Origin of the sequence: Streptococcus infantarius subsp. infantarius ATCC BAA-102 (genome assembly GCF_000154985.1) — a bacterium.
Lineage (GTDB): Bacteria > Bacillota > Bacilli > Lactobacillales > Streptococcaceae > Streptococcus > Streptococcus infantarius.
The window spans coordinates 20,183-42,019 of sequence record NZ_DS572685.1 but is presented as its reverse complement, the minus strand read 5'-3'; the positions used below and the strand labels follow the sequence as shown (position 1 = coordinate 42,019).

The window sequence follows — 21,837 nt, the reverse complement described above, 5'->3', positions numbered from 1 at the left end:
TCCCCTTTCTTATGCTAAATCAGAAACTGAAACACCGCGAAGAGCAGCAACGTCTTCTGCACGTTTAAGTTGTTTCAAACCTTCAACAGTTGCGCGAACAATGTTGATTGGAGTGTTTGAACCAAGTGATTTAGATGTAACATCTGCAACACCGGCCAATTCGATGACGGCACGAGCAGCACCACCAGCAGCGACCCCAGCACCTTCTACAGCAGGTTTCAACAATACTTTAGCTCCACCAAATTCTGAACGAACTTCGTGAGGAATTGTTGTACCAACCATAGGTACTTCGATCAAGTTTTTCTTAGCGTCTTCAACAGCTTTACGAATAGCTTCTGGTACTTCTTGAGCTTTACCAGTACCGAAACCAACACGACCATTACGGTCACCAACAACTACAAGAGCTGCAAAACGAAGACGACGTCCACCTTTAACAACTTTTGTAACACGGTTGATCGCAACAACGCGTTCTTCAAGTTCAACTGCATTATCTTTAAATGCCATTATTTAGTGTCCTCCCTATTAGAATTTCAATCCGTTTTCACGAGCTGAGTCAGCCAAAGCTTTAACACGTCCGTGATAGAGATATCCACCGCGGTCAAACACCACTTCAGAAATACCTTTAGCTACTGCGCGTTCAGCAACAAGTTTACCGACAACAACGGCTTGTTCTGTTTTAGTTCCTTTAGAAACTTCTTTATCAAGAGTTGATGCACTTGCGAGCGTTACACCCGCTACGTCATCAATAACTTGAGCGTAGATGCCTGTATTAGAACGGAAAACGTTCAAACGTGGGCGATCAGCAGTTCCAGAGAGTTTACCGCGAACGCGACGGTGGCGTTTTTGGCGGATTTTGTTTTTATCTGGTTTCGAAATCACAATTTTCACCTCTTAATTAATTGATTAATGTCAAAACGACATTGTTTTTATAAATGTTAGCATATGAGTTCTGCGAGAAAAAATCTCGCAAGACATCCCATAAACTATTATTTACCTGTTTTACCTTCTTTACGACGTACGTATTCACCAACGTAACGGATACCTTTACCTTTATAAGGTTCTGGAGCACGAAGGCTACGGATGTAAGCAGCTGTTTGACCAACAACTTCTTTGTTGATACCGTTAACGACGATTGAAGTTGCAGATGGTACTTCAAATGAAATTCCTTCTGGAGCTTCTACTTCGTCTTGGTGAGATTTACCTACAGAAAGTACAAGTTTTGAACCTTGAAGTTGTGCACGGTAACCAACCCCGCGCATTTCAAGTTCTTTTTTGAAACCTTCAGAAACACCAATTACCATGTTGTTCAAGTTAGCACGAGCTGTACCATGGATTGTTTTCATTTCTTTTGAGTCGTTTGGACGGTGAAGTGAAACTTCAGTTCCTTCAACTTTGATTTCAATGTTTTTGTTAAACTCACGAGTGAGTTCGCCTTTAGGTCCTTTAACAGTAACAACGTTATCGTTGTTTGTTATCTCAACACCAGCAGGCAAGTTGATAACTTTATTACCAATACGTGACATAGTTTTATTTTTCTCCTGTTAAATTGTCAGGCCGCATAAAGCGACGAGTTTTCACGGGCGACTAATACACAAATTTGTGCTTAATAGTCCATTAGATGGTTAAGTAAGATTTCCTCTCCATAAATGGAGAGATGAAAAACTTCTTACCAAACGTAAGCAATAACTTCTCCACCAACGTTCTTTTGACGAGCTTCTTTGTCAGTCAAAAGGCCTTCTGATGTAGAGATGATTGCAATTCCAAGTCCGTTAAGAACTTTAGGAACATCTTCTCGTTTTGCGTAAACACGAAGACCTGGTTTTGAGATACGTTTCAAGTTAGTGATAACACGTTCACCGTTTTGTCCGTATTTAAGGAATACGCGGATGATACCTTGTTTGTCATCTTCGATAACTTCAACGTTTTTCACGAAACCTTCGCGTTTAAGGATTTCAGCAATACCTTTTTTGATGTTTGATGCAGGTACTTCAAGCACTTCGTGTTTTGCTTGGTTAGCATTACGAATGCGTGTCAAAAAGTCTGCAATTGGGTCAGTCATAACCATTTATATATTCTCCTCTTACTAGTAGTTTGAATCGATCACTTGCTAGTTAATGTCGCCCGAAGGCTTAATTAAATTCAAGTTTATCACTTGAACCCCATCATGAACTACGGCAAATAGAAAATTGAATAACAATTTACTAAATGGCTTGTCCAATCAGGTTTCTTATATCATCGACTTACCAAGAAGCTTTGGTAACGCCTGGGATTTGTCCTTTGTAAGCTAACTCACGGAAGCAAACACGGCAAAGTTTGAATTTGCGGTAAACTGAGTGTGGACGGCCACAACGTTCGCAACGAGTGTAAGCTTGCGTAGAGAATTTCGCAGGGCGATGATTCTTAGCAATCATAGATTTTTTAGCCAATTGATTTACCTCCTAAATTATTTTGCAAAAGGCATTCCAAGGCCTTTAAGCAATTCACGACCTTCTTCGTCAGTGTTAGCAGTAGTTACGATAACGATATCGAGACCACGTACTTTATCAACGTCATCAAAGTTGATTTCTGGGAAGATCAATTGTTCTTTCACACCAAGTGTGTAGTTACCACGCCCGTCAAATGATTTTGTTGGAACACCGTGGAAGTCACGAACACGTGGAAGTGAAACTGTTACCAATTTATCTAAGAATTCGTACATACGTTCACCACGAAGGGTAACTTTTGCACCGATCGCTACACCTTCACGAAGACGGAAGCCAGCGATTGATTTCTTAGCTTTAGTAATCAATGGTTTTTGACCTGAAATAAGTGCCAATTCAGCAGCAGCTTTTTCAAGATTTTTAGCGTTATTTACAGCATCACCAACACCCATGTTAAGAACGATTTTCTCAACTTTTGGGACAGCCATAACTGAAGAATAGTTGAATTTTTCAGTCAAAGCAGAAACAACTTCGTTAGTGTATTTTTCTTTTAAGCGATTTGCCATTATATACTTTCTCCTTTCCTTCGTGATTAATCAAGCACTTCGCCTGATTTTTTGTTGTAACGAACTTTTTTGCCGTCTACAACTTTGTAACCAACACGCCCTGCAACACCATTTTTGTCAAGAACTTGAACGTTAGACACATGGATTGGTGCTTCTTTTTCCACGATAGCACCTTGAGGGTTTACGTTGTTTGGTTTTTGATGTTTTTTAACAATAGCAACACCTTCAACAACAACTTTATTGACTTTAGGAAGGGCTTTAAGAACTACAGCTTCAACGCCTTTGTCCTTACCAGCAATAACGCGAACTTTATCGCCTTTTTTTACAAACATTTGGTTCTTCTCCTATTATTTCTTACGCCCTAATGGGCACCCTGCAAATGCAGGGGACTTAGTTTGTGTTTTTTATTGATTAAAGTACTTCTGGTGCAAGTGATACGATCTTCATGAAGCCACCTTCACGCAATTCACGTGCAACAGGGCCGAAGATACGAGTTCCGCGAGGAGTTTTGTCATCACGGATGATTACTGCAGCGTTGTCATCAAATTTGATGTATGAACCGTCTGGACGGCGTGCACCAGATTTAGTACGAACAACAACAGCTTTTACGACATCACCTTTTTTAACAGCTCCACCAGGAGTAGCTTGTTTTACAGAAGCAACGATTACGTCACCGATGTTAGCGAATTTACGTCCTGAACCACCAAGAACTTTGATAGTCAAGATCTCACGAGCACCGCTATTATCAGCAACTTTCAAGCGAGTTTCTTGTTGAATCATTTCAAATTTCTCCTTTTAGTTTGATTAGATAATAACAGCTTCTTCCACTACTTCTACAAGACGGAAGCGTTTTGTAGCTGAAAGTGGACGAGTTTCCATGATACGAACGATATCGCCTTCTTTAGCAACGTTGTTTTCATCATGTGCTTTGTATTTTTTAGAATAGTTGATACGTTTACCATAGACTGGGTGGTTACGTTTAGTTTCAACTACAACAGTGATTGTTTTATCCATTTTGTCAGATACTACACGTCCAACAAGGGTTTTACGTTGATTACGTTCCATTATTAGAATTTCTCCTTTCCCAATCTATTATTTCTTTTCAGATTGCACTGTTTTTACGCGTGCAATTTGTTTTTTAACTTCGTTCAAACGAGCAGTTTGATCAAGTTGACCTGCTGCAGCTTGGAAACGAAGATCGAAAAGTTCTTTCTTAAGTTCGTTTTCTTTCTTAGCAAGTTCTTCTTGAGAAAGACCACGAAGCTCTTTAACAAAATTTTTAATTTCTTGAAGTTTCATGATTTCTCCTTATTCTGCTTCACGTTTCACGAATTTAGTCTTAACTGGCAATTTGTGGCTAGCAAGACGAAGTGCTTCACGTGCAACTTCTTCAGATACACCAGCGATTTCAAACATCACTTTACCACGTTTAACTGGTGCTACCCAACCTTCAGGTGCCCCTTTACCAGAACCCATACGTACACCGATAGCTTTAGCAGTGTATGATTTGTGTGGGAAGATTTTAATCCAAACTTTACCACCACGTTTCATGTAACGAGTCATTGCGATACGGGCAGCTTCGATTTGACGGTTTGTGATCCAGTGACTAGTAGTAGCTTGAAGACCGTATTCACCGAATGCGACTTCTTTACCACCTTTAGCTTCACCGCGCATTTTTCCACGGAATTCGCGACGGTGTTTAACACGTTTAGGTACTAACATTTGTTATTTGCCTCCTTTAGTGTTTTTACGAGCTGGAAGAACTTCACCACGGTAGATCCAAACTTTAACACCAAGTTTACCGTAAGTAGTGTCAGCTTCTTCCCAAGCGTAGTCAATATCTGCACGAAGTGTGTGAAGTGGAACAGTTCCTTCTGAATAACCTTCAGCACGAGCGATATCAGCACCGTTCAAACGACCAGATACTTGAGTTTTAATACCTTTAGCACCTGCACGCATTGTACGTTGGATAGCTTGTTTTTGAGCACGACGGAAAGCAACACGTTGTTCAAGTTGACGTGCAATGTTTTCACCAACAAGGTGTGCGTCCAAATCAGGTTGTTTGATTTCAACGATGTTGATGTGAACTTGTTTTCCAGTCAATTTGTTAAGTTTAGCGCGAAGAGCGTCAACATTAGCTCCACCTTTACCGATAACCATACCTGGTTTAGCAGTGTGAAGTGAAACAATTACTTTATTTACAGCACGTTCGATTTCAATACGTGAAACTGAAGCGTCTGCCAATTCTGTTTGAATGAATTTGCGGATTGCAAGATCTTCATGAAGGTAATCCGCGTATTCTTTTTCAGCATACCATTTCGCATCCCAATCACGGATGATTCCGACACGCATACCAATAGGATGTACTTTTTGACCCACGATTTTACCTCCTTATTTTTCTGACACAACTACTGTGACGTGAGTTGTGCGTTTGTTGATTGGTGAAGCTGAACCTTTAGCACGTGGACGGAAACGTTTCATAGTTGGTCCTTCGTTTGCGAAAGTTTCAGATACTACCAAGTTAGCTTTTTCCAAACCAAAGTTATTTTCTGCGTTAGCGATAGCAGAGTTAAGAACTTTTTCAACTACGCGAGCTGCTTTGTTTGGAGTGAATTTCAAGATTGCGATTGCGTCAGCAACATTCTTACCACGGATAAGATCAAGTACAAGACGTGTTTTACGAGGTGAAACACGGACTGTACGAGCCATTGCTTTAGCTGAAGTAATTTCTGCCATTGTGTCCTCCTCCTATTAACGACGTGTTTTCTTATCGTCAGCTGCGTGACCTTTGTAAGTACGAGTTGGTGCGAATTCACCAAGTTTGTGACCTACCATGTCTTCTTGGATGTAAACTGGTACGTGTTTACGTCCATCATAAACTGCGATTGTATAACCGATGAAACTTGGGAAAATCGTTGAACGACGTGACCAAGTTTTAATTACTTTTTTCTTTTCGTCGTTTGCTTGAGCTTCAACTTTTTTCATCAAATGCTCATCGACGAAAGGTCCTTTTTTAAGACTACGTCCCATTTTGTAGTTTTCTCCTTTAAATTATAGTACCACAGCGGCCTGTGTGCATAAATGCACACTACCGAGCTGGCGGATGATTAATAAGCTAAGCGACTAATAAATTATTTGTCGTTACGACGACGGATAATAAGTTTGTCTGATTGAGCTTTTTTGTTACGAGTTTTAAGACCAAGCGCAGGTTTACCCCAAGGAGTAGATGGCGCTTTACGTCCAACTGGTGCTTTACCTTCACCACCACCGTGTGGGTGATCATTAGGGTTCATTACAGAACCACGAACTGTAGGACGGACACCCATCCAACGGCTACGACCAGCTTTACCAAGGTTTACAAGTGATTGTTGTTCGTTACCAACTTTACCGATTGTAGCACGGCAAGTACCAAGAATCATACGAACTTCGCCTGATTGAAGACGAACAAGCACGTATTTACCTTCTTGACCAAGAACTTGTGCAGAAGCACCAGCAGCACGAATCAATTCAGCACCTTTACCTGGTTGAAGTTCGATATTGTGAATAACTGTACCAACAGGGATGTTAGCAAGCGGAAGAGCGTTACCAACTTTGATATCTGCATCTGGACCTGAAACGATACGTTGACCAACTTCAAGACCTTTAGGTGCAAGGATATAAGCTTTCACACCGTCAGTGTAATGTACAAGAGCGATGTTAGCTGTACGGTTTGGATCATACTCAATAGTTTTTACAACTGCTTCAACGCCATCTTTGTTACGTTTGAAGTCAATCAAACGGTAGTGACGTTTGTGACCGCCACCTTGGTGACGTACAGTGATGCGACCGTTGTTGTTACGACCAGCTTTGTTTTTAAGTGAAACAAGCAATGATTTCTCAGGAGTGCTTGTAGTGATTTCAGCAAAATCCAAAGAAGTCATATTACGACGACCATTTGTCGTTGGTTTATAAGCTTTAATACCCACGTTATTTCCTCCTTAGATTATTCAGCTTCAGCTGCAAACAACTCGATTGCTTTAGAATCAGCTGTAAGAGTGATGATAGCTTTTTTAGTTTTTGAAGTGAAACCAGTGTAACGACCAACACGTTTTGCTTTTGGTTTAACTGTTACAGTGTTCACGTTTGCAACTTTAACTCCATCAAAAGCAGCTTCAACAGCTTGTTTGATCAAAAGTTTGTGCGCACGAGAGTCAACTTCGAATGTATATTTACCTGCTTCGAGGTCGTTCATTGATTTTTCAGTGATTACTGGTTTTTTGATTACGTCGTACAAATTCATTATGCAAGAACCTCCTCGATTGTAGAGATTGCTTCTTTAGTAACAAGAAGTTTGTCGCTGTTTACGATATCAAGAACACTTGCAGTTGTTGCAGTTGCAACTTTAACGTTTGGAAGGTTACGTGCAGAAAGAGCTGCAAATTCGTTTCCTTCTTCAAGGATTACAAGTACTTTTGAGTCAACGTTAAGAGCTGAAAGTACGTTTGCGAATTCAGCAGTTTTTGGAGCTGCAAATGAAAGGCTTTCTACAGCTACAAATTTATCTTCAGCAACTTTAGCTGAGTAAACTGATTTCAATGCAAGGCGACGAACTTTTTGTGGAAGTTTGTATCCGTACGAACGTGGAGTTGGTCCGAAGACTACACCACCACCACGCCATTGTGGTGAGCGGATAGAACCTTGACGAGCACGTCCAGTTCCTTTTTGACGCCATGGTTTACGACCACCACCAGATACTGCAGAGCGGTTTTTAACTGCGTGAGTACCTTGGCGAAGGCTAGCGCGTTGGCTGATAACGACATCAAATACTACTGATTCGTTTGGTTCGATACCGAAGATAGCATCGTTCAACTCAACTGAGCTAACTTCTTTACCAGTTTGGTCAAATAGTTTTACGTTTGCCATTTTAACTGTTTTCTCCTTTCTTATTATTTAGCAGCCTTAACTGCTGATTTGATAGTGATAAGAGATTTCTTAGCACCTGGTACGTTACCTTTGATAAGAATAACGTTTTTCTCTGGGATAACTTGGACAACTTCAAGGTTTTGGATTGTCACACGGTTACCACCCATACGTCCTGCCAAGTGTTTGTTTTTGAAAACACGGTTAGGCGCAACAGGTCCCATAGAACCTGGACGACGGTGATAACGAGATCCGTGAGCCATTGGTCCACGAGATTGACCGTGGCGTTTGATAACACCTTGGAAACCTTTACCTTTAGATGTACCAGTTACATCAACAACATCTCCAGCTTCGAATGTATCAACTGTGATTTCTTGACCAACTTCTAAGCCTTCAATGTTTTTGAATTCACGAATGAAGCGCTTAGGAGCTGTGTTAGCTTTTGCTACATGGCCTTTGGCAGGTTTGTTGCTCAATACTTCACGTTTGTCGTCAAAACCAACTTGAACTGCTTCGTAACCATCTGTTTCAACAGTTTTCACTTGAAGCACAACGTTTGGAGTTGCTTCGATGACAGTAACAGGGATAAATTCACCAGATTCAGTGAAGATTTGAGTCATTCCCACTTTTTTCCCTAAGATTCCTTTTGTCATGAGAGAATATTTCCTTTACTTTATTTATTTAAAAAGTTTTTAATGAGCGCTTTTCATGCTCAAAAAAGTTTTTAACGAGCGTTTTTTGTGCTCAATCATCAAATCCTTATTAGAGTTTGATTTCTACGTTAACACCACTTGGAAGATCCAATTTCATCAAAGCGTCAACTGTTTTTTGAGTTGGGTTGATGATATCGATCAAGCGTTTGTGAGTACGCATTTCAAATTGTTCGCGAGAATCTTTGTATTTGTGAGTCGCACGAATAATTGTGTACAAACTACGTTCAGTTGGAAGTGGAACTGGTCCAGCTACTGAAGCACCTGTACGTGTTGCAGTTTCAACAATTTTTTCTGCCGCTGTGTCAAGTGTACGATGTTCGTATGCTTTCAAACGGATACGGATTTTTTTGTTTGCCATCTTTTTCTCCTTTTCGTCTATTTAAGATAATAGGCTAGCTCCTCAAGAAAACCAACACGTCTTTGCGTGGCAGTGCAACCGAGCGTGTCGCAACCTCTTGTATCATAGCTAAAGTAACTGTATTAACAGCACCAGTACATAATATCAGATTTAACAGTGGTTTGCAAGGATTTTGCTCCCTTTTTTTCGATTTTTTAGAAGAAAATGTTTTCAGCTTTTTCTATTATTTTTTACAATGAAAAAACCAGACGTTCATCTGGTTAAAAATCCTGTTAGTTATTTAATAGTAGATTCTTGAAAAGAATTCATATATTTCTTATATAGAATATATAAGAAAATCCAACGGAAAATATTGTCCGCTACGGTCGCTAACCACACTCCAGTTAGACCTAAGTGCAGACTCACACCAAGCACGTAACCCGAAATAATTCGAATAACCCACATTCCAAATGTCGTTGCATAAAACGGGAGTTTTGCATTTCCTAACCCTTGCCAAGCTGCCGTAAATATCAAGGTTCCCGCTGTTGCCGGCCCACCAACGAACGAATAAAACAAAACAACAAGGCTAGCATCTAGAGCGGCTTGATTAGAGGTAAACAAGTGCGTTAAGTAACCTCCAGAAAAGTAAATTGTAGCTCCAACAAGAAGCATAAGAGCAACAGAAATTAGATAGGATTCCTTAATCAATTGCTTGCTTTCTTGGATATTCTTCTGCCCGAGGCTATGCGCCACAAGGATTACTGTAGCCGTAGCCATCCCCATCCCTGGCATGTAATTAAATTGTGTTAAGGTTTCTCCAATAGCGTTACCAGCTACCACTTCCGTTCCAAACTTAACGATAATTGCCACAATAACCACATCACCTGCGCGCATCATTAAGCGCTCACCAGCAGCTGGCAAAGCAATTTTAATCAAATCACTATCCAGTGTCCACCGGATGTTTTTGATAATCTTTTTAATCGGTAACTGACTGGCTAGCAACAGCGTTCCAACCAAGCGTGCCAGAACTGTTGAACAAGCAACACCAACAATCCCCCAATGCAGAATAAATACCGCTACAGCTGACAAACCTGCATTTAAGACATTGGTCAGCAAACTGATATACATTGGTAGTTGTGGTTTTCCCAAAGCCCGTAAAAAAGCACTCAGGGTCGTCATCATCCCTAAACTAACAATCAAACCACCGACAATCGCAAGATAAAGACCGCCAGCTTGCGTAACAGCCGCGTCTGTCCCAAGCCAAGTTAGAATCGTTTTCCCTAAGCCAAGAGAAACGAGACCAAGAACTAAACTCAATCCAAGAGTAATCAATAAAGACTCAGATTGATAGTGAAGTGATTTTTGAGCGTTCTTTTCCCCAAGACTTTTGGCAACTAGACTTGAGACCGCCGCACCAAGAGCAATGAAAATCGCTTGATAAATAGTAATAATATTATTAGCTACAGAGACCCCAGAGACAGCAATTAAACCAACTTGTGCAACAAGATAGTTATCTACTACCCCCATAAGCATCTGCAAAAGATTTTCCATCATGGCTGGAAAAGCCAATCGAATAATTTTCTTTGTTTGTTTCATAATTCTATCGTAACAAAAAGAAAAGCCGAGAACCAGCCTCAGCTCTTACTTTATAATTTTTAAAGTCCTAAATAATCTTCAACAGCTTTTTGCATATCACTTGTAGCAACAACTGTTTTGTGGCGAACCTCAGCTGTCTCAAGTCCGTTGACAGCTTTTGGAATAGCGACACCTGACAATTTTTCAAGTTCTTTTACCGCAGCAAAGTCATCTGCTGGTGCTTGTCCACTAACAGCTTCTACGGCAACACGTGGGAATTTATAAGGACTTGCTGTAGACGCAATAACAGTTGGCGTATGATCACCAGTTCGTTCAACATATTTTTGATAAACAGCTGACGCAACAGCTGTGTGTGGGTCTTCAACATAGTCACAAGCATCATAAACACGTTTGATTTCAGCTGATGTTTCAGCTTCCGTTGCAAAACCAGCTTCAAACATATCAAGAATAGCTTGATTAGCACCTGAAAGAGTGTACTCTCCTTCAGATACAAGTTTTTCCATCAAGTCTTTTGTTTTAGCAGCATCGTTGCCCAAAAGGTGGAAAATCAAACGTTCCAAGTTAGATGATACCAAGATATCCATTGATGGACTTGTTGTCACCTTAAACTCACGTTTTTTATCATATGTACCTGTTGTGAAGAAATCAGTTAAAACTTTATTTTCATTTGAAGCACAGATTAATTTACCAACTGGAACACCAATTTGACTAGCGTAGTATGCTGCTAAGATATTACCAAAGTTACCTGTTGGTACTGTAAAGTTAACTTTTTCACCTGCTTTAATATGACCTGCTTTAACCAATTGTGCATAAGCGTAGACATAGTAAACAACTTGTGGCACCAAGCGACCAACGTTCATTGAGTTAGCTGATGAGAATTGTGTCTTGTGCGCAAGCAATTTTTCACGTAAAGCCACGTCATTAAACATACGTTTAACATCTGTTTGAGCATCATCAAAGTTACCAGTAATCGCTACAACATGCGTATTGTTACCAGTTTGCGTTGTCATTTGAAGTTCTTGAATTTTGCTGACGCCATCTTTTGGATAAAAGACAATAATTTCAGTTCCTGAAACATCTGCAAAACCAGCCATAGCAGCTTTACCAGTATCTCCTGATGTTGCTGTTAAAATCACAATTTTATTATCAACACCTTGTTTTTTAGCTGATGTTGTCAAAAGGTATGGCAAGATTGACAAAGCCATATCTTTAAAAGCGATTGTTGAACCATGGAAAAGCTCAAGGTTATATTGGTCTGCTAGTTTAACGACTGGAGCAATGGCAGGTGTGTCAAATTTTTCATCATAAGCTGAATTGATACAGTAATCTAATTCTTCTTCTGTAAAATCATCCAAAAACGCTGATAGAACCAGTTTAGCCACTTCTTGGTATGAAGCATCTTTTAAAGCATCAAAGTCCAAAGCCACTTCTGGAAGTGACGTTGGGGTGAAGAGTCCGCCGTCAGTTGCCAATCCTTGTAAAATAGCTTGGCTAGCAGTCACTTTGTTATTTTCGTCGCGAGTTGATTGGTAAATTAACGTCATCAAAAATTCCTCGTATTAATAGATAGTCTTGCACCCATTGTATCATAATTATCAGAAGATTTATACAAATTTATGCAATTTATCAAAAAAAGAGTAAGGCAAAGCTATTTCCTACCAAGTAACAGCTTCATCCCTTACTCTACAAACGCTCAATAACTATTTGAAAACTTTGACAACATCTAGTTTTTTCTAAGTTCCCTTATTTTTATAATTTGATTATTTTCCCCAACGTGAATCAACACCAGCAATAGAAATCCAGAAGCTTGCTAAGACGTCATAGAACAATTCAGCCACCTTTTTCTCTCCCTTCTTCTCACGTTTTATATCACATGTATTATAACGCTACAAACTATTGATGTAAAGAGGCTTTTGCAGAATTTTTGATGTCATATTTCCTAATATAAAATGGTAGTTTTACACACAAAAAAAGCCAACCGAAGTTGACTTTTGATATTAACTATTAGATTCACCTTTGGCAGGTCTCTTAGCAGATTTATCAATTGCTTTTTGAATAGTTTTAACATAGAGGTCAGCACCTGTCGTATTAGCATCACTGTAGTGAACACCGTCAGTACCATTCCAAATTTCTGGATGACTCGTTGCTGTCTTGTACCAATCAGCAATAGTAATGTAATTGTACGTTTTCGGTAAACTCAATTCATAATCACGCGCCTGCTTAACTTTCGCTTTATCGCTAGCATTATATGGTGTCACAATAATCAAGCGATAACCATCTGGCAAAGCATCAATAAATTGTTGAATGTCTTCTTGATAATGGTCGAGTGAATTTACACCAATTGCAAGCACTGTTGTCTTAGAAAGTGTTCCACTCGAAATCTCATTTTGAAAAATTTCAAACGCATTGTCAAAACTACGACTTACCGCTGCATCTAATTGAGCATTAGGAAGCAGGCTTGAGAATGCAGCACTTGAACGTAGTGCAACAGAATCTCCAATCACAGTTACATCACTTAAAGCTCCCGCATCACCAGCTGTCACAGTATGCGTACGATTCAAATTCGTTTGAGCTTGTTGTAGTGAGTTAACCAAGAGCCCTGTTTCAAAATTCCCCATAGCTGGTGCTGTAGCAACAGTTATCAAAGTTATCAAAGCTAAAACAGCTGAGCTACCATATAGCCATTTCTTATAAGGAGATAAATCCAAAGAAATACCAAATAGTTTAACTGGCTTACCAGCAAGAAATGGTTCAATCACATAATAAGATAAGGTTGAAAATACCAACGATAGAATAACCGTCAGCACAACAGCAAATCCATTTGACATCAACTGTGTAAAGATAATGTAAAATGGCCAGTGGAAAAGATAAACACCATAACTAACATCAGCTAAATAGTTGATAATAGCAGATTCTTTTGCATTTGGCGTTTGGTCATTTAGGACACGCGCCGCATAAATCATTACCGTAGCAAATAAACTTGCTAAAACAAATCCAAATAAATAAGTGATGCGTTGGTCAAATTTCAAAGTAAACATCAATAAAACTAAGAGAGCTGCGCTCACTAGCATTGTGACGATACTACGTTTTGTAGACCACAAGCGAACATTCTTTTTAAAACGAATAGTTGTTTCTCTGATACCAGTCATCGTCGCCGCCATAGCCCCTAAGAAGAATGGGAAACTATGCGTCAAAGATGAGAAGTAAATCGTTGAAACATTATCAACGAAGAAAGCTCGGACAAACATCGTTAGGAAACTTCCAGCAAAAAAGGCTGCCGAAATCGCAAAAATCAAACTACGGAATTTTGCCAAATTATCCTGATGTCTTCCCAATAACCAAACTATGAATCCCCAGATTAAATAGAAATGCATCTCAATTGCCAAACTCCACGTGTGAACAAAGAGATGTGGGATAAATTGCGTTTCGTAATTACCACCTGTGATAATTTCAAAGAAATTTGTTGTAAAACCAATTGCTGCAGCCACTTGACTACCAATACTTGCCACATAGTCTCTACGAACCAAGTAAGTAAATGGCATGACAATCAAAATCATCAAAATTAGCGGTGGAGCAATCCGATAAAAACGTCTCTTATAAAATCCTAAAAGATCAATTTTCTTGTTTCTCGAATACTCATCAATTAGCAAAGCTGTAATCAAATACCCTGAGAAAGTAAAGAAAATGTCAACACCGATAAAACCGCCTGGAAAGGCCGTTTTAAAGAAATGATAGAGCAGAACTAGGAAAAGCCCAATTACCCTAACCATTGAAAACCATTTTATTCTCATTTTTGAAAAATCCCCTGTTTAAAGGTTCCTGTATATACCTTACCATTTTGTGCTGTTAGAGTGCCTTCACCATCTGGTTGACCATTTTTAAATCCACCTTTATAAATCCAACCAGAATGTGAAGTAAAGACGCCCTGACCTTCAAACACACCATCATTAAAATTACCTTCGTAGCAATCCCCATTTTCATAAGTCAACTTACCTTGACCATTCATACGGTGATTGACCACATAACCCGTGTACGTGATTTTGCCATTGTCATACGTTAAGGTTGTCTTTGATTTTACCGATAAAGTAAAGACCGACAAACCACAAATGATAAGAATTAAAACCGTCAGAAGCTCAAGACGTCCTCTGGTTATTTTGATTTTTTTCATTTTTACTCAACTTCTCTTTAAGAATTTCTTAGTCGCGCTAGCCATTGTTCACAGCCACACTTAACCAACTCATAGGTAGCATCAAAATCACCTGTAAACCATGGATCTGGTACACCACCATCTACAAAAAGAAAGATTTTTTCATCAAATCGTCATCGTGACATTTCTTTTAAATCTGCCACGTTATTCGTATCCATCCCAATGATGACATCAAAATCTCGAAAATCTTGATAAGAAATCTGTTGTGATGATTTTTGATAATCATAAGCAATATGATGCTTTTTAAAAATACCTTGTGTCCCGTGATGAATAGGATTTCCATGTTCCCAGTTAGAAGTCGCACGACTTTCAATTAATAGATTTTCACTAGTAACCAAATCTTTCATCACAAACTCAGCCATTGGACTACGACAAATATTTCCTAAGCAAACAAAACAAACTTTTTTCATGTTCTCTCCTACATAGTCAGTAACTGATTGTTTAAAACTTCTTTTATCATTATAACAAAAAAGAAGTCTTATCACATGTAAATTCCCTTATCTGTCGACTTTAAGAAAAAATTAAGCCTGACTGCATACAATATAGACAATCCTAAAACTTTTCTTTTTCATAATCTCCTGAGAGGGCTCCGCTTGCGGGGCTCTCTCGTTTTTTATAAAAAGTTCTTAGACAACTAAGAACCTTTAATTATTTATTCGCATTTAGTTCAACTTGTAGTAACATGGCAAAAACAATTTCTAAAAATACCATCACTAAACTAAGATAAGTCATGCTCGCCATGTGACCTAAGACAAGCGCAAGTATCGGAATCAAAATAGCAAAAACAAAATATGTTCTTGATTTATATCGCCATGAATAGGGTAAAAGATGCGCTCCAAAAACCATTGTATAAACCATAAGCATTTTTTCAGGTACCGCACTAAAGACCCACATAACAATCAATAAATAAATCAATTGGTTACAGGTAAATAAGAAACCTAGGTTCGTTAATAGATTTTCTTTGGAGAAGATATCAACATTCAGCCATTTCCCAACAAACCAAGAGAGTGGCAACAATGGACATGAACAATAAAAAAATCAAAAGATTTTGGACAGGTAGCGATACCTTCATCATAGTTACCAAAGTTATTGAAACCCAGATGATGGTGGACGTAACAATAAAAGGTTGCCCTTTTCTCTGACTAACAATCATATCTTTTCGTAAAACTTCTAATTCCATAATCTTGCTCCTATAAGCACTTTTTCTCAATTATACCACACTCCATGGCCATTTATAAAACAAAGAAAAAACCTTGGAAAACCAAGGTTCTTTCCGGAGATTATGAAAAAGAAAAGTTTTAGGATAGTTATAGTATATAAAGACTTGCTTAAACTTTCCTTAAGATAATATTTTATTTTTCAGCATAAGGATACCCCAGATGATCATATGCTTTAGCTGTAGCTACACGACCTGTACGTGTACGCATAATAAAACCCTTTTGAATCAAATAAGGTTCATACATATCCTCAACCGTATCACGCTCTTCAGCAATATTAACAGATAGAGTTCCCAAACCAACTGGACCACCATTATAAACTTCAATCATAGTACGCAAGATTTTTTGGTCAATGTAATCAAGCCCTTCATGATCGACATCCAGCATTGTTAAAGCTTTATCTGTAATATCTTTTGTAATAATACCATCACCCATAATTTGAGCATAGTCACGAACCCGTTTTAACAAACGGTTGGCAATACGTGGTGTACCTCGGCTACGTCGCGCCAATTCTTGTGCAGCTTCATGCACGATTTCCATTTCAAAAATATCAGCTGTACGTTCAACAATTTCTGTCAAATCGTCAACCGCATAATATTCCATATGCCCCGTAATTCCAAAACGCGCACGCAACGGATTCGAAAGCATTCCTGCTCGAGTTGTTGCTCCAATTAGCGTAAAAGGTGGCAAATCCAAATGGACACTACGACTAGTCTCACCATTACCAATCATAATGTCAATATAGAAATCTTCCATCGCACTATAGAGCACTTCTTCTACCGCCATTGGCATACGGTGAATTTCATCGATAAACAAAACATCCCCAGGTTCCAAATCATTCAAAATAGCAACCAAATCACCAGCTTTTTCAATTGCTGGCCCAGATGTTTGTTTGAGATTCACCCCTAATTCGTTAGCAATCACAAATGCCATTGTCGTCTTACCAAGACCCGGAGGGCCAAACAATAGCACATGGTCAAGTGATTCATCACGTAATTTTGCTGCTTCAATAAAAATTTTCAGCTGATTTTTAACCTTATCCTGTCCAATATATTCTTTTAAATATTGAGGACGAAGCGTACGTTCCACAAATTCTTCGTCACCCATGATATCATTATCTAAAATTCTATTCATAGCCTTATTATACCAAAACAAGAGCTGTCAGTGAATTGTTTTGATAACAGTCTACAATCCCCACCAGGCTGTCAATAAAACCGTAAATCCCTTTAACATTTGCTCCTTCTTCCCTTTCTCTAATTTCTAATATTATTGTAAATGGTTCGAAGAAAAAACAACATGACAAAAATGTCATGTTGTTTTTATTATCTACACAAACTACTCCACAGCATCAATATCAAGTTGCCATTCTTCTTTAAGTTTATTTTCTAAATAAGTATCACCAACCAATCGTGCAAATAATGTTGCATTCGTAAATGACTGTTCTGCTAAAGCAAAGTCATGTTTAAGTTTCAAATAATACTTCCACTCCACCAAACTTAAAATCGGACGACGTTGAAAATCATGAATCTCTGTCATAATTTTTTCACTGATTGTAATAACACGCTCAATATAATATTCTCGCTTAAATTGGAATGCTAAGTCAATATTATTTAACAATACATTATTTAAAATTAAATCAGTCTCAGGTGAAACATGCTTTTGATTTACCAACCTTTTCATCAAATCATCGTAAAAATCCAAACTATAAATTCCTTCAAACTTCTTAGCAGAAGAAAGACAAGCAAAATAAAGATCAATCAAAATTAAATCATTAATGGTAAAAACTTTCTTTCGATTAACTTGACCAAAATAATCATTTAAAATACCCTCTCCAAAATTGACATCTTCACTAAAATGAACATCGAATTTTGATTGTAAACAATCAATGATTAACCGTTCTTCTTCTGGAATAACATCATAAAATACTTCAGCAATCTCATCAAAATAGTCATTTTTTCGATCAAGTCGTACCTGGTCTCCATATGTAGGTGTTCGAAGAAGTAAATACTTCAACTCTTTATACCGCTTAGGTAATTCTAAACTGTCACCATCAGTTAAAGTACCTAATTTCACTCCCAGACGATTGGCAATAAAGCTTGCTTTACTGAGATTGGGTATTGATTGGTTCAACTCAATTCTAGCTAATTGTCTTACCGATAATTCTGTTTCATCCCCACAGAATTCTTCACGTGAGATTTCCTTTTCCTCCCGCATCAAGCGGATCTTCTCCCCAAATTTTTCCACTTCAATCTCCTGTTTTATTAAAAAAATCTGCTTATTTCATATTTTAACATACCGCTTTCATTTGATAAACTATTTTCATTAAAAATAACAAATTTTCTAATAAAAAATTTGATAAAAAATACCCAAGACTTTCGTCTCAGGCACTTTTTTTGACTAAATTAATCTCCTAAACCAATACGGTTAAAGATTTCATCAACACGTTTAGTGTAGTAAGATGGGTTAAACAATTCATCGATTTCGTCTTGAGTCAAACGTGAAGTGACTTCTTCATCAGCTTCAAGAAGTGGTTTGAAGTCAACTTGGTTATCCCAAGAGTAAGCTGTCTTAGGTTGAACAAGGTCGTAAGCTTGTTCACGTGTCATACCTTTTTCAATCAATTTAAGCATAACACGTTGGCTGAAGATAAGTCCAAAAGTAGAACCCATGTTGCGAATCATGTTTTCTGGGAAAACAGTCAAGTTTTTAACGATGTTTCCGAAACGGTTAAGCATGTAGTCGATAAGGATCGTTGTATCAGGTGAGATGATACGTTCAGCAGATGAGTGTGAGATGTCACGTTCATGCCAAAGTGACACGTTTTCGTAAGCTGTTACCATGTGACCGCGGATAACACGCGCAAGACCTGTCATATTTTCTGAACCGATTGGGTTACGTTTGTGAGGCATAGCCGAGCTACCTTTTTGGCCTTTAGCAAAGTATTCTTCAACTTCACGTTGTTCAGATTTTTGAAGACCACGGATTTCAGTTGCCATACGTTCGATTGATGTTGCGATGCTAGCAAGAACAGCGAAGTATTCTGCGTGAAGGTCACGTGGAAGTACTTGCGTTGAAATTTCTTGAGCACGGATACCAAGTTTTTCACACACATAAGCTTCAACAAATGGTGGAATGTTAGCGAAGTTACCAACAGCACCTGAAATTTTACCAGCTTCGACACCAGCAGCAGCATGTTCGAAACGTTCGATGTTACGTTTCATTTCGCTGTACCATGTTGCCAATTTCAAACCAAATGTAGTTGGTTCTGCGTGGACACCGTGAGTACGTCCCATCATGATAGTGAATTTATGTTCTTTAGCTTTGTTAGCAATGATTTCAAGGAAATTATGCAAATCTTTGCGGATGATTTCGTTAGCTTGTTTGTAAAGGTAACCGTAAGCTGTATCAACAACGTCAGTTGATGTCAAACCATAGTGAACCCATTTACGTTCTTGGCCAAGACTTTCAGAAACAGCACGTGTGAAGGCAACAACGTCATGACGTGTTTGTTGTTCGATTTCTAAGATACGGTCAACGTCAAAGCTTGCATTGGCACGGATTTTAGCGACATCTTCTTTAGGAATTTCGCCTAGTTCAGCCCATGCTTCGTCAGCCAAAATTTCAACTTCAAGCCAAGCTTTGTATTTATTTTCTTCACTCCAAATTGCCGCCATCTCAGGGCGTGAATAACGATCGATCATGTTTATGATGTTAAGGGCATTAAGTAAATTGATTAATACCCTATCTCCTTTCCTTTTTTAAGTTATATATCAAATAATAACTAACGTATTTAAGTAAAATCTTCTTTACCAATTTCAACAGATGGATAATGAGGTAAGCTTGTCAAATCTGAATCAAGTGGTAAATTATAAGTAGCAAGGAAATCCCTTAAAAGTCCATTCCTTCACCCATTTCCGCGATGGTATCGGGTTCATTACTAAACAAGGTAATGTGTCCCATCTTGCGGTTATGTTTCGCCTCTAGTTTACCATAAAGGTGGAGGTGAGCGCTAGGATTTTCCTTAACATAAGCTCGTGCTTTGTCCATATGTTGTCCAAGAACATTAAGCATAACGGCTGGTTGATGCAAGTGAATCTTAGGAAGTGGCAAACCAAGAATTCCTAAAATATGTGTATCAAATTGTGAAAAATCACAAGCTTCGATTGAATAGTGTCCAGAGTTGTGTGGACGCGGTGCAATTTCGTTGACAATAATGTCATCTGATGTCGCGAACATCTCAACACAAAGTGTTCCAGACAATTCCAATTGTTCAGCAATTTGCATTGCCATAGCTTGTGCTTTTTTGGCAAGTTCATCAGAAATACGAGCAGGTACGATAGTTTTTGACAAGATATTGTTACGATGGATATTTTCTTGAACTGGGAAAACAGTCATATCCTTGCCATTTCCTGACACAATCACTGAAATTTCAAGGTCAAAATTCACAAATTCTTCTAGCACACATTCACAAGAGTTGCTTAATTTATTTGCAACTTCCAAATCATCGGCTGATTTAATGACGATTTGACCATGACCGTCGTAACCGCCAGTTGCTGTTTTCAAGACATAATTCTTAGACAAATCAATATCTTCAAGGTCAAGACTTGATGTCACAACTTTATAAGGCGCTACGGTAACACCAGCTTTTTGAGATAAAAAGTTTTTCTCAAAAATACGATTTTGCGAAATTCTAAGCAGATCAGTTCCTTGGGGTAATTGATTTGCTTTTACCACTGCATCCAAAGCATCCGCATCGACATTTTCAAACTCATAAGTAAGCACATCACAGCGCTCTGCCAATTCACGCATCGCGTCAACGTCATTGTAAGGTGCCACAATCATATCACTAACACGAGATGCAGGACAATCTTCCGTTGGATTAAGTGTAACCACCTTATGTCCCATATAGATAGCTGAGATAGCCATCATTTGACCTAGTTGACCACCACCGATAATACCAATTGTTTTAGTCGAGTTCATCAGTTGATACCTCCGCAGCTTTGCCTTGTTCGATGGCAAATTTTTCTAGTTTTTCTGCCAAAGCAGCATCTTCAATTGCTAAAATACGAAGAGCTGTAAGAGCAGCATTTTTAGCTCCTGACTCACCAATCGCCATTGTTGCCACAGGGACACCACCAGGCATTTGAACGATTGAATAAAGAGAATCAAGTCCGCTAAGGGCACGTGACTTCACAGGAACACCAATAACTGGAAGTGTTGTTTTTGCTGCAACCATACCAGGTAAATGCGCAGCACCACCAGCACCAGCAATAATCACCTTGATACCACGACCTCTTGCTTCTTCGGCATGTTTAAACATCAAATCTGGTGTACGGTGAGCTGAAACAACTTTCTTTTCATAAGCCACACCAAATTCATCAAGCACTTCTGCTGTTTTTTTCATGGTAGCCCAATCTGATTTGCTACCCATGATAACTGAAATTAATGGTTTCATTATTTTCCTTCCAATTGTTTTATATCTTCAACATCAAGAACAGGATAGCCAAGGGCTTTTAACTTTTGGGCAAAAAGACCACTACCTGCCACTTTTTTCCAGAAAAGTTTCCGTCGTAAATCTGATTAACACCACATGACGGGCTGCGTGATTGTAAAACTGCTAGGTCAATTTGTTTGCCAGAAATCTCATTGACACAACGCTCAATTCCTTTTTCAAACAAATCATCGTAACAATTTCCCATCTTATCGAGAACGTGTCCATCGACTAATTCAACAGGTTCTCGTGGCGTAGGCAGACCAGCTAAAACTTCTGGACAAATGGTTATCACTTCCTTATCAGCAACATAGTCCACAAGATCTCGATTGTAATTATGACCACCATTATACTTACATCTTTCTCCCATCAGACATGCACTGACTAGAAC

The 21,837-nt window shown here is 38.7% G+C and carries 30 protein-coding genes and 3 pseudogenes; all 33 read right to left on the bottom strand.

Annotated elements, in window-relative coordinates; genetic code table 11:
- Positions 1-9 precede the first annotated feature (9 nt).
- On the bottom strand, positions 10-504 hold the full coding sequence (rpsE, locus tag STRINF_RS01995) for a 30S ribosomal protein S5 (RefSeq protein ID WP_006531330.1): 495 nt from the start codon (positions 502-504) through the stop codon (positions 10-12).
- 18 nt (positions 505-522) lie between these two features.
- Complete coding sequence (gene rplR / locus STRINF_RS01990; RefSeq protein WP_003001342.1) at positions 523-879, bottom strand: 50S ribosomal protein L18; 357 nt, start codon at positions 877-879, stop codon at positions 523-525.
- A gap of 107 nt (positions 880-986) precedes the next feature.
- Positions 987-1,523 (bottom strand): 50S ribosomal protein L6, encoded by a 537-nt coding sequence (gene rplF, locus STRINF_RS01985; RefSeq protein WP_006531329.1) that lies wholly within the window; start codon positions 1,521-1,523, stop codon positions 987-989.
- Between the two features lie 143 nt (positions 1,524-1,666).
- A complete protein-coding gene (gene rpsH, locus STRINF_RS01980; protein WP_006531328.1) occupies positions 1,667-2,065 on the bottom strand; it encodes a 30S ribosomal protein S8 in 399 nt (132 codons plus the stop codon).
- Positions 2,066-2,240: 175 nt separating this feature from the next.
- Positions 2,241-2,426: a type Z 30S ribosomal protein S14 gene (locus STRINF_RS01975; RefSeq protein ID WP_003062863.1), complete on the bottom strand. Its 186-nt coding sequence runs from the start codon at positions 2,424-2,426 to the stop codon at positions 2,241-2,243.
- Between the two features lie 17 nt (positions 2,427-2,443).
- Entirely contained in the window at positions 2,444-2,986 is a 543-nt protein-coding gene (gene rplE / locus STRINF_RS01970; protein ID WP_006531327.1) for a 50S ribosomal protein L5, read from the bottom strand.
- Positions 2,987-3,012: 26 nt separating this feature from the next.
- A complete protein-coding gene (gene rplX / locus STRINF_RS01965; protein ID WP_003067218.1) occupies positions 3,013-3,318 on the bottom strand; it encodes a 50S ribosomal protein L24 in 306 nt (101 codons plus the stop codon).
- Positions 3,319-3,397: 79 nt separating this feature from the next.
- Positions 3,398-3,766 (bottom strand): 50S ribosomal protein L14, encoded by a 369-nt coding sequence (gene rplN / locus STRINF_RS01960; protein WP_003062856.1) that lies wholly within the window; start codon positions 3,764-3,766, stop codon positions 3,398-3,400.
- A 24-nt stretch (positions 3,767-3,790) separates the two neighbouring features.
- Positions 3,791-4,051: a 30S ribosomal protein S17 gene (gene rpsQ, locus STRINF_RS01955; RefSeq protein ID WP_002885836.1), complete on the bottom strand. Its 261-nt coding sequence runs from the start codon at positions 4,049-4,051 to the stop codon at positions 3,791-3,793.
- A 27-nt stretch (positions 4,052-4,078) separates the two neighbouring features.
- Positions 4,079-4,285 (bottom strand): 50S ribosomal protein L29, encoded by a 207-nt coding sequence (gene rpmC, locus STRINF_RS01950; RefSeq protein ID WP_006531326.1) that lies wholly within the window; start codon positions 4,283-4,285, stop codon positions 4,079-4,081.
- A gap of 9 nt (positions 4,286-4,294) precedes the next feature.
- Complete coding sequence (rplP, locus tag STRINF_RS01945; protein WP_003062852.1) at positions 4,295-4,708, bottom strand: 50S ribosomal protein L16; 414 nt, start codon at positions 4,706-4,708, stop codon at positions 4,295-4,297.
- A 3-nt stretch (positions 4,709-4,711) separates the two neighbouring features.
- On the bottom strand, positions 4,712-5,365 hold the full coding sequence (rpsC, locus tag STRINF_RS01940; protein ID WP_006531325.1) for a 30S ribosomal protein S3: 654 nt from the start codon (positions 5,363-5,365) through the stop codon (positions 4,712-4,714).
- Between the two features lie 12 nt (positions 5,366-5,377).
- Positions 5,378-5,722: a 50S ribosomal protein L22 gene (gene rplV, locus STRINF_RS01935; RefSeq protein ID WP_003062848.1), complete on the bottom strand. Its 345-nt coding sequence runs from the start codon at positions 5,720-5,722 to the stop codon at positions 5,378-5,380.
- A 15-nt stretch (positions 5,723-5,737) separates the two neighbouring features.
- Positions 5,738-6,016, bottom strand: coding sequence for a 30S ribosomal protein S19 (gene rpsS / locus STRINF_RS01930; RefSeq protein WP_000533765.1), 279 nt, complete (start codon positions 6,014-6,016; stop codon positions 5,738-5,740).
- Between the two features lie 101 nt (positions 6,017-6,117).
- Positions 6,118-6,951: a 50S ribosomal protein L2 gene (rplB, locus tag STRINF_RS01925; protein WP_006531323.1), complete on the bottom strand. Its 834-nt coding sequence runs from the start codon at positions 6,949-6,951 to the stop codon at positions 6,118-6,120.
- Positions 6,952-6,968: 17 nt separating this feature from the next.
- The gene (locus STRINF_RS01920) at positions 6,969-7,265 is read right to left on the bottom strand and encodes a 50S ribosomal protein L23 (protein WP_006531322.1); all 297 of its coding nucleotides are present in this window, start codon (positions 7,263-7,265) and stop codon (positions 6,969-6,971) included.
- The gene (rplD, locus tag STRINF_RS01915) at positions 7,265-7,888 is read right to left on the bottom strand and encodes a 50S ribosomal protein L4 (RefSeq protein WP_006531321.1); all 624 of its coding nucleotides are present in this window, start codon (positions 7,886-7,888) and stop codon (positions 7,265-7,267) included. Before rplD ends, STRINF_RS01920 begins: the two co-directional genes overlap by 1 nt.
- A 23-nt stretch (positions 7,889-7,911) precedes the next feature.
- A complete protein-coding gene (gene rplC, locus STRINF_RS01910) occupies positions 7,912-8,538 on the bottom strand; it encodes a 50S ribosomal protein L3 (RefSeq protein WP_006531320.1) in 627 nt (208 codons plus the stop codon).
- Between the two features lie 109 nt (positions 8,539-8,647).
- A complete protein-coding gene (rpsJ, locus tag STRINF_RS01905; RefSeq protein WP_006531319.1) occupies positions 8,648-8,956 on the bottom strand; it encodes a 30S ribosomal protein S10 in 309 nt (102 codons plus the stop codon).
- Positions 8,957-9,232: 276 nt separating this feature from the next.
- Positions 9,233-10,531, bottom strand: coding sequence for an MATE family efflux transporter (locus STRINF_RS01900; RefSeq protein ID WP_006531317.1), 1,299 nt, complete (start codon positions 10,529-10,531; stop codon positions 9,233-9,235).
- Positions 10,532-10,590: 59 nt separating this feature from the next.
- On the bottom strand, positions 10,591-12,075 hold the full coding sequence (gene thrC, locus STRINF_RS01895) for a threonine synthase (protein ID WP_006531316.1): 1,485 nt from the start codon (positions 12,073-12,075) through the stop codon (positions 10,591-10,593).
- A gap of 453 nt (positions 12,076-12,528) precedes the next feature.
- Entirely contained in the window at positions 12,529-14,322 is a 1,794-nt protein-coding gene (locus STRINF_RS01890; protein ID WP_006531315.1) for an acyltransferase family protein, read from the bottom strand.
- Positions 14,319-14,699: an MORN repeat-containing protein gene (locus tag STRINF_RS01885; protein WP_006531314.1), complete on the bottom strand. Its 381-nt coding sequence runs from the start codon at positions 14,697-14,699 to the stop codon at positions 14,319-14,321. Before STRINF_RS01885 ends, STRINF_RS01890 begins: the two co-directional genes overlap by 4 nt.
- Before the next feature lie 17 nt (positions 14,700-14,716).
- Positions 14,717-15,148, bottom strand: a pseudogene (locus STRINF_RS01880) (low molecular weight protein-tyrosine-phosphatase).
- A gap of 238 nt (positions 15,149-15,386) precedes the next feature.
- Positions 15,387-15,752 (bottom strand): DUF7010 family protein, encoded by a 366-nt coding sequence (locus STRINF_RS10865; RefSeq protein WP_398577259.1) that lies wholly within the window; start codon positions 15,750-15,752, stop codon positions 15,387-15,389.
- Complete coding sequence (locus STRINF_RS10420; protein ID WP_006531311.1) at positions 15,712-15,918, bottom strand: DUF7010 family protein; 207 nt, start codon at positions 15,916-15,918, stop codon at positions 15,712-15,714. Before STRINF_RS10420 ends, STRINF_RS10865 begins: the two co-directional genes overlap by 41 nt.
- Positions 15,919-16,090: 172 nt before the next feature.
- Positions 16,091-17,089 (bottom strand): Holliday junction branch migration DNA helicase RuvB, encoded by a 999-nt coding sequence (ruvB, locus tag STRINF_RS01870; protein WP_006531310.1) that lies wholly within the window; start codon positions 17,087-17,089, stop codon positions 16,091-16,093.
- 201 nt (positions 17,090-17,290) lie between these two features.
- Positions 17,291-18,169 carry a helix-turn-helix domain-containing protein gene (locus STRINF_RS01865; protein ID WP_174221231.1) on the bottom strand — a complete coding sequence of 293 codons (879 nt, stop codon included), beginning with the start codon at positions 18,167-18,169 and terminating at the stop codon, positions 17,291-17,293.
- Positions 18,170-18,357: 188 nt separating this feature from the next.
- A complete protein-coding gene (gene purB / locus STRINF_RS01860; RefSeq protein ID WP_006531307.1) occupies positions 18,358-19,656 on the bottom strand; it encodes an adenylosuccinate lyase in 1,299 nt (432 codons plus the stop codon).
- 89 nt (positions 19,657-19,745) lie between these two features.
- A pseudogene (locus STRINF_RS10415) lies at positions 19,746-19,841 on the bottom strand (phosphoribosylaminoimidazole carboxylase); the annotation flags it as partial.
- 2 nt (positions 19,842-19,843) lie between these two features.
- Complete coding sequence (purK, locus tag STRINF_RS01855) at positions 19,844-20,935, bottom strand: 5-(carboxyamino)imidazole ribonucleotide synthase (protein WP_006531306.1); 1,092 nt, start codon at positions 20,933-20,935, stop codon at positions 19,844-19,846.
- Positions 20,922-21,410 (bottom strand): 5-(carboxyamino)imidazole ribonucleotide mutase, encoded by a 489-nt coding sequence (gene purE / locus STRINF_RS01850; protein WP_006531305.1) that lies wholly within the window; start codon positions 21,408-21,410, stop codon positions 20,922-20,924. The genes purK and purE overlap by 14 nt, the downstream gene beginning before the upstream one ends.
- Positions 21,410-21,816: pseudogene (locus STRINF_RS01845) on the bottom strand (2-thiouracil desulfurase family protein). The gene purE and the pseudogene STRINF_RS01845 overlap by 1 nt, the downstream one beginning before the upstream one ends.
- Positions 21,817-21,837 lie beyond the last annotated feature (21 nt).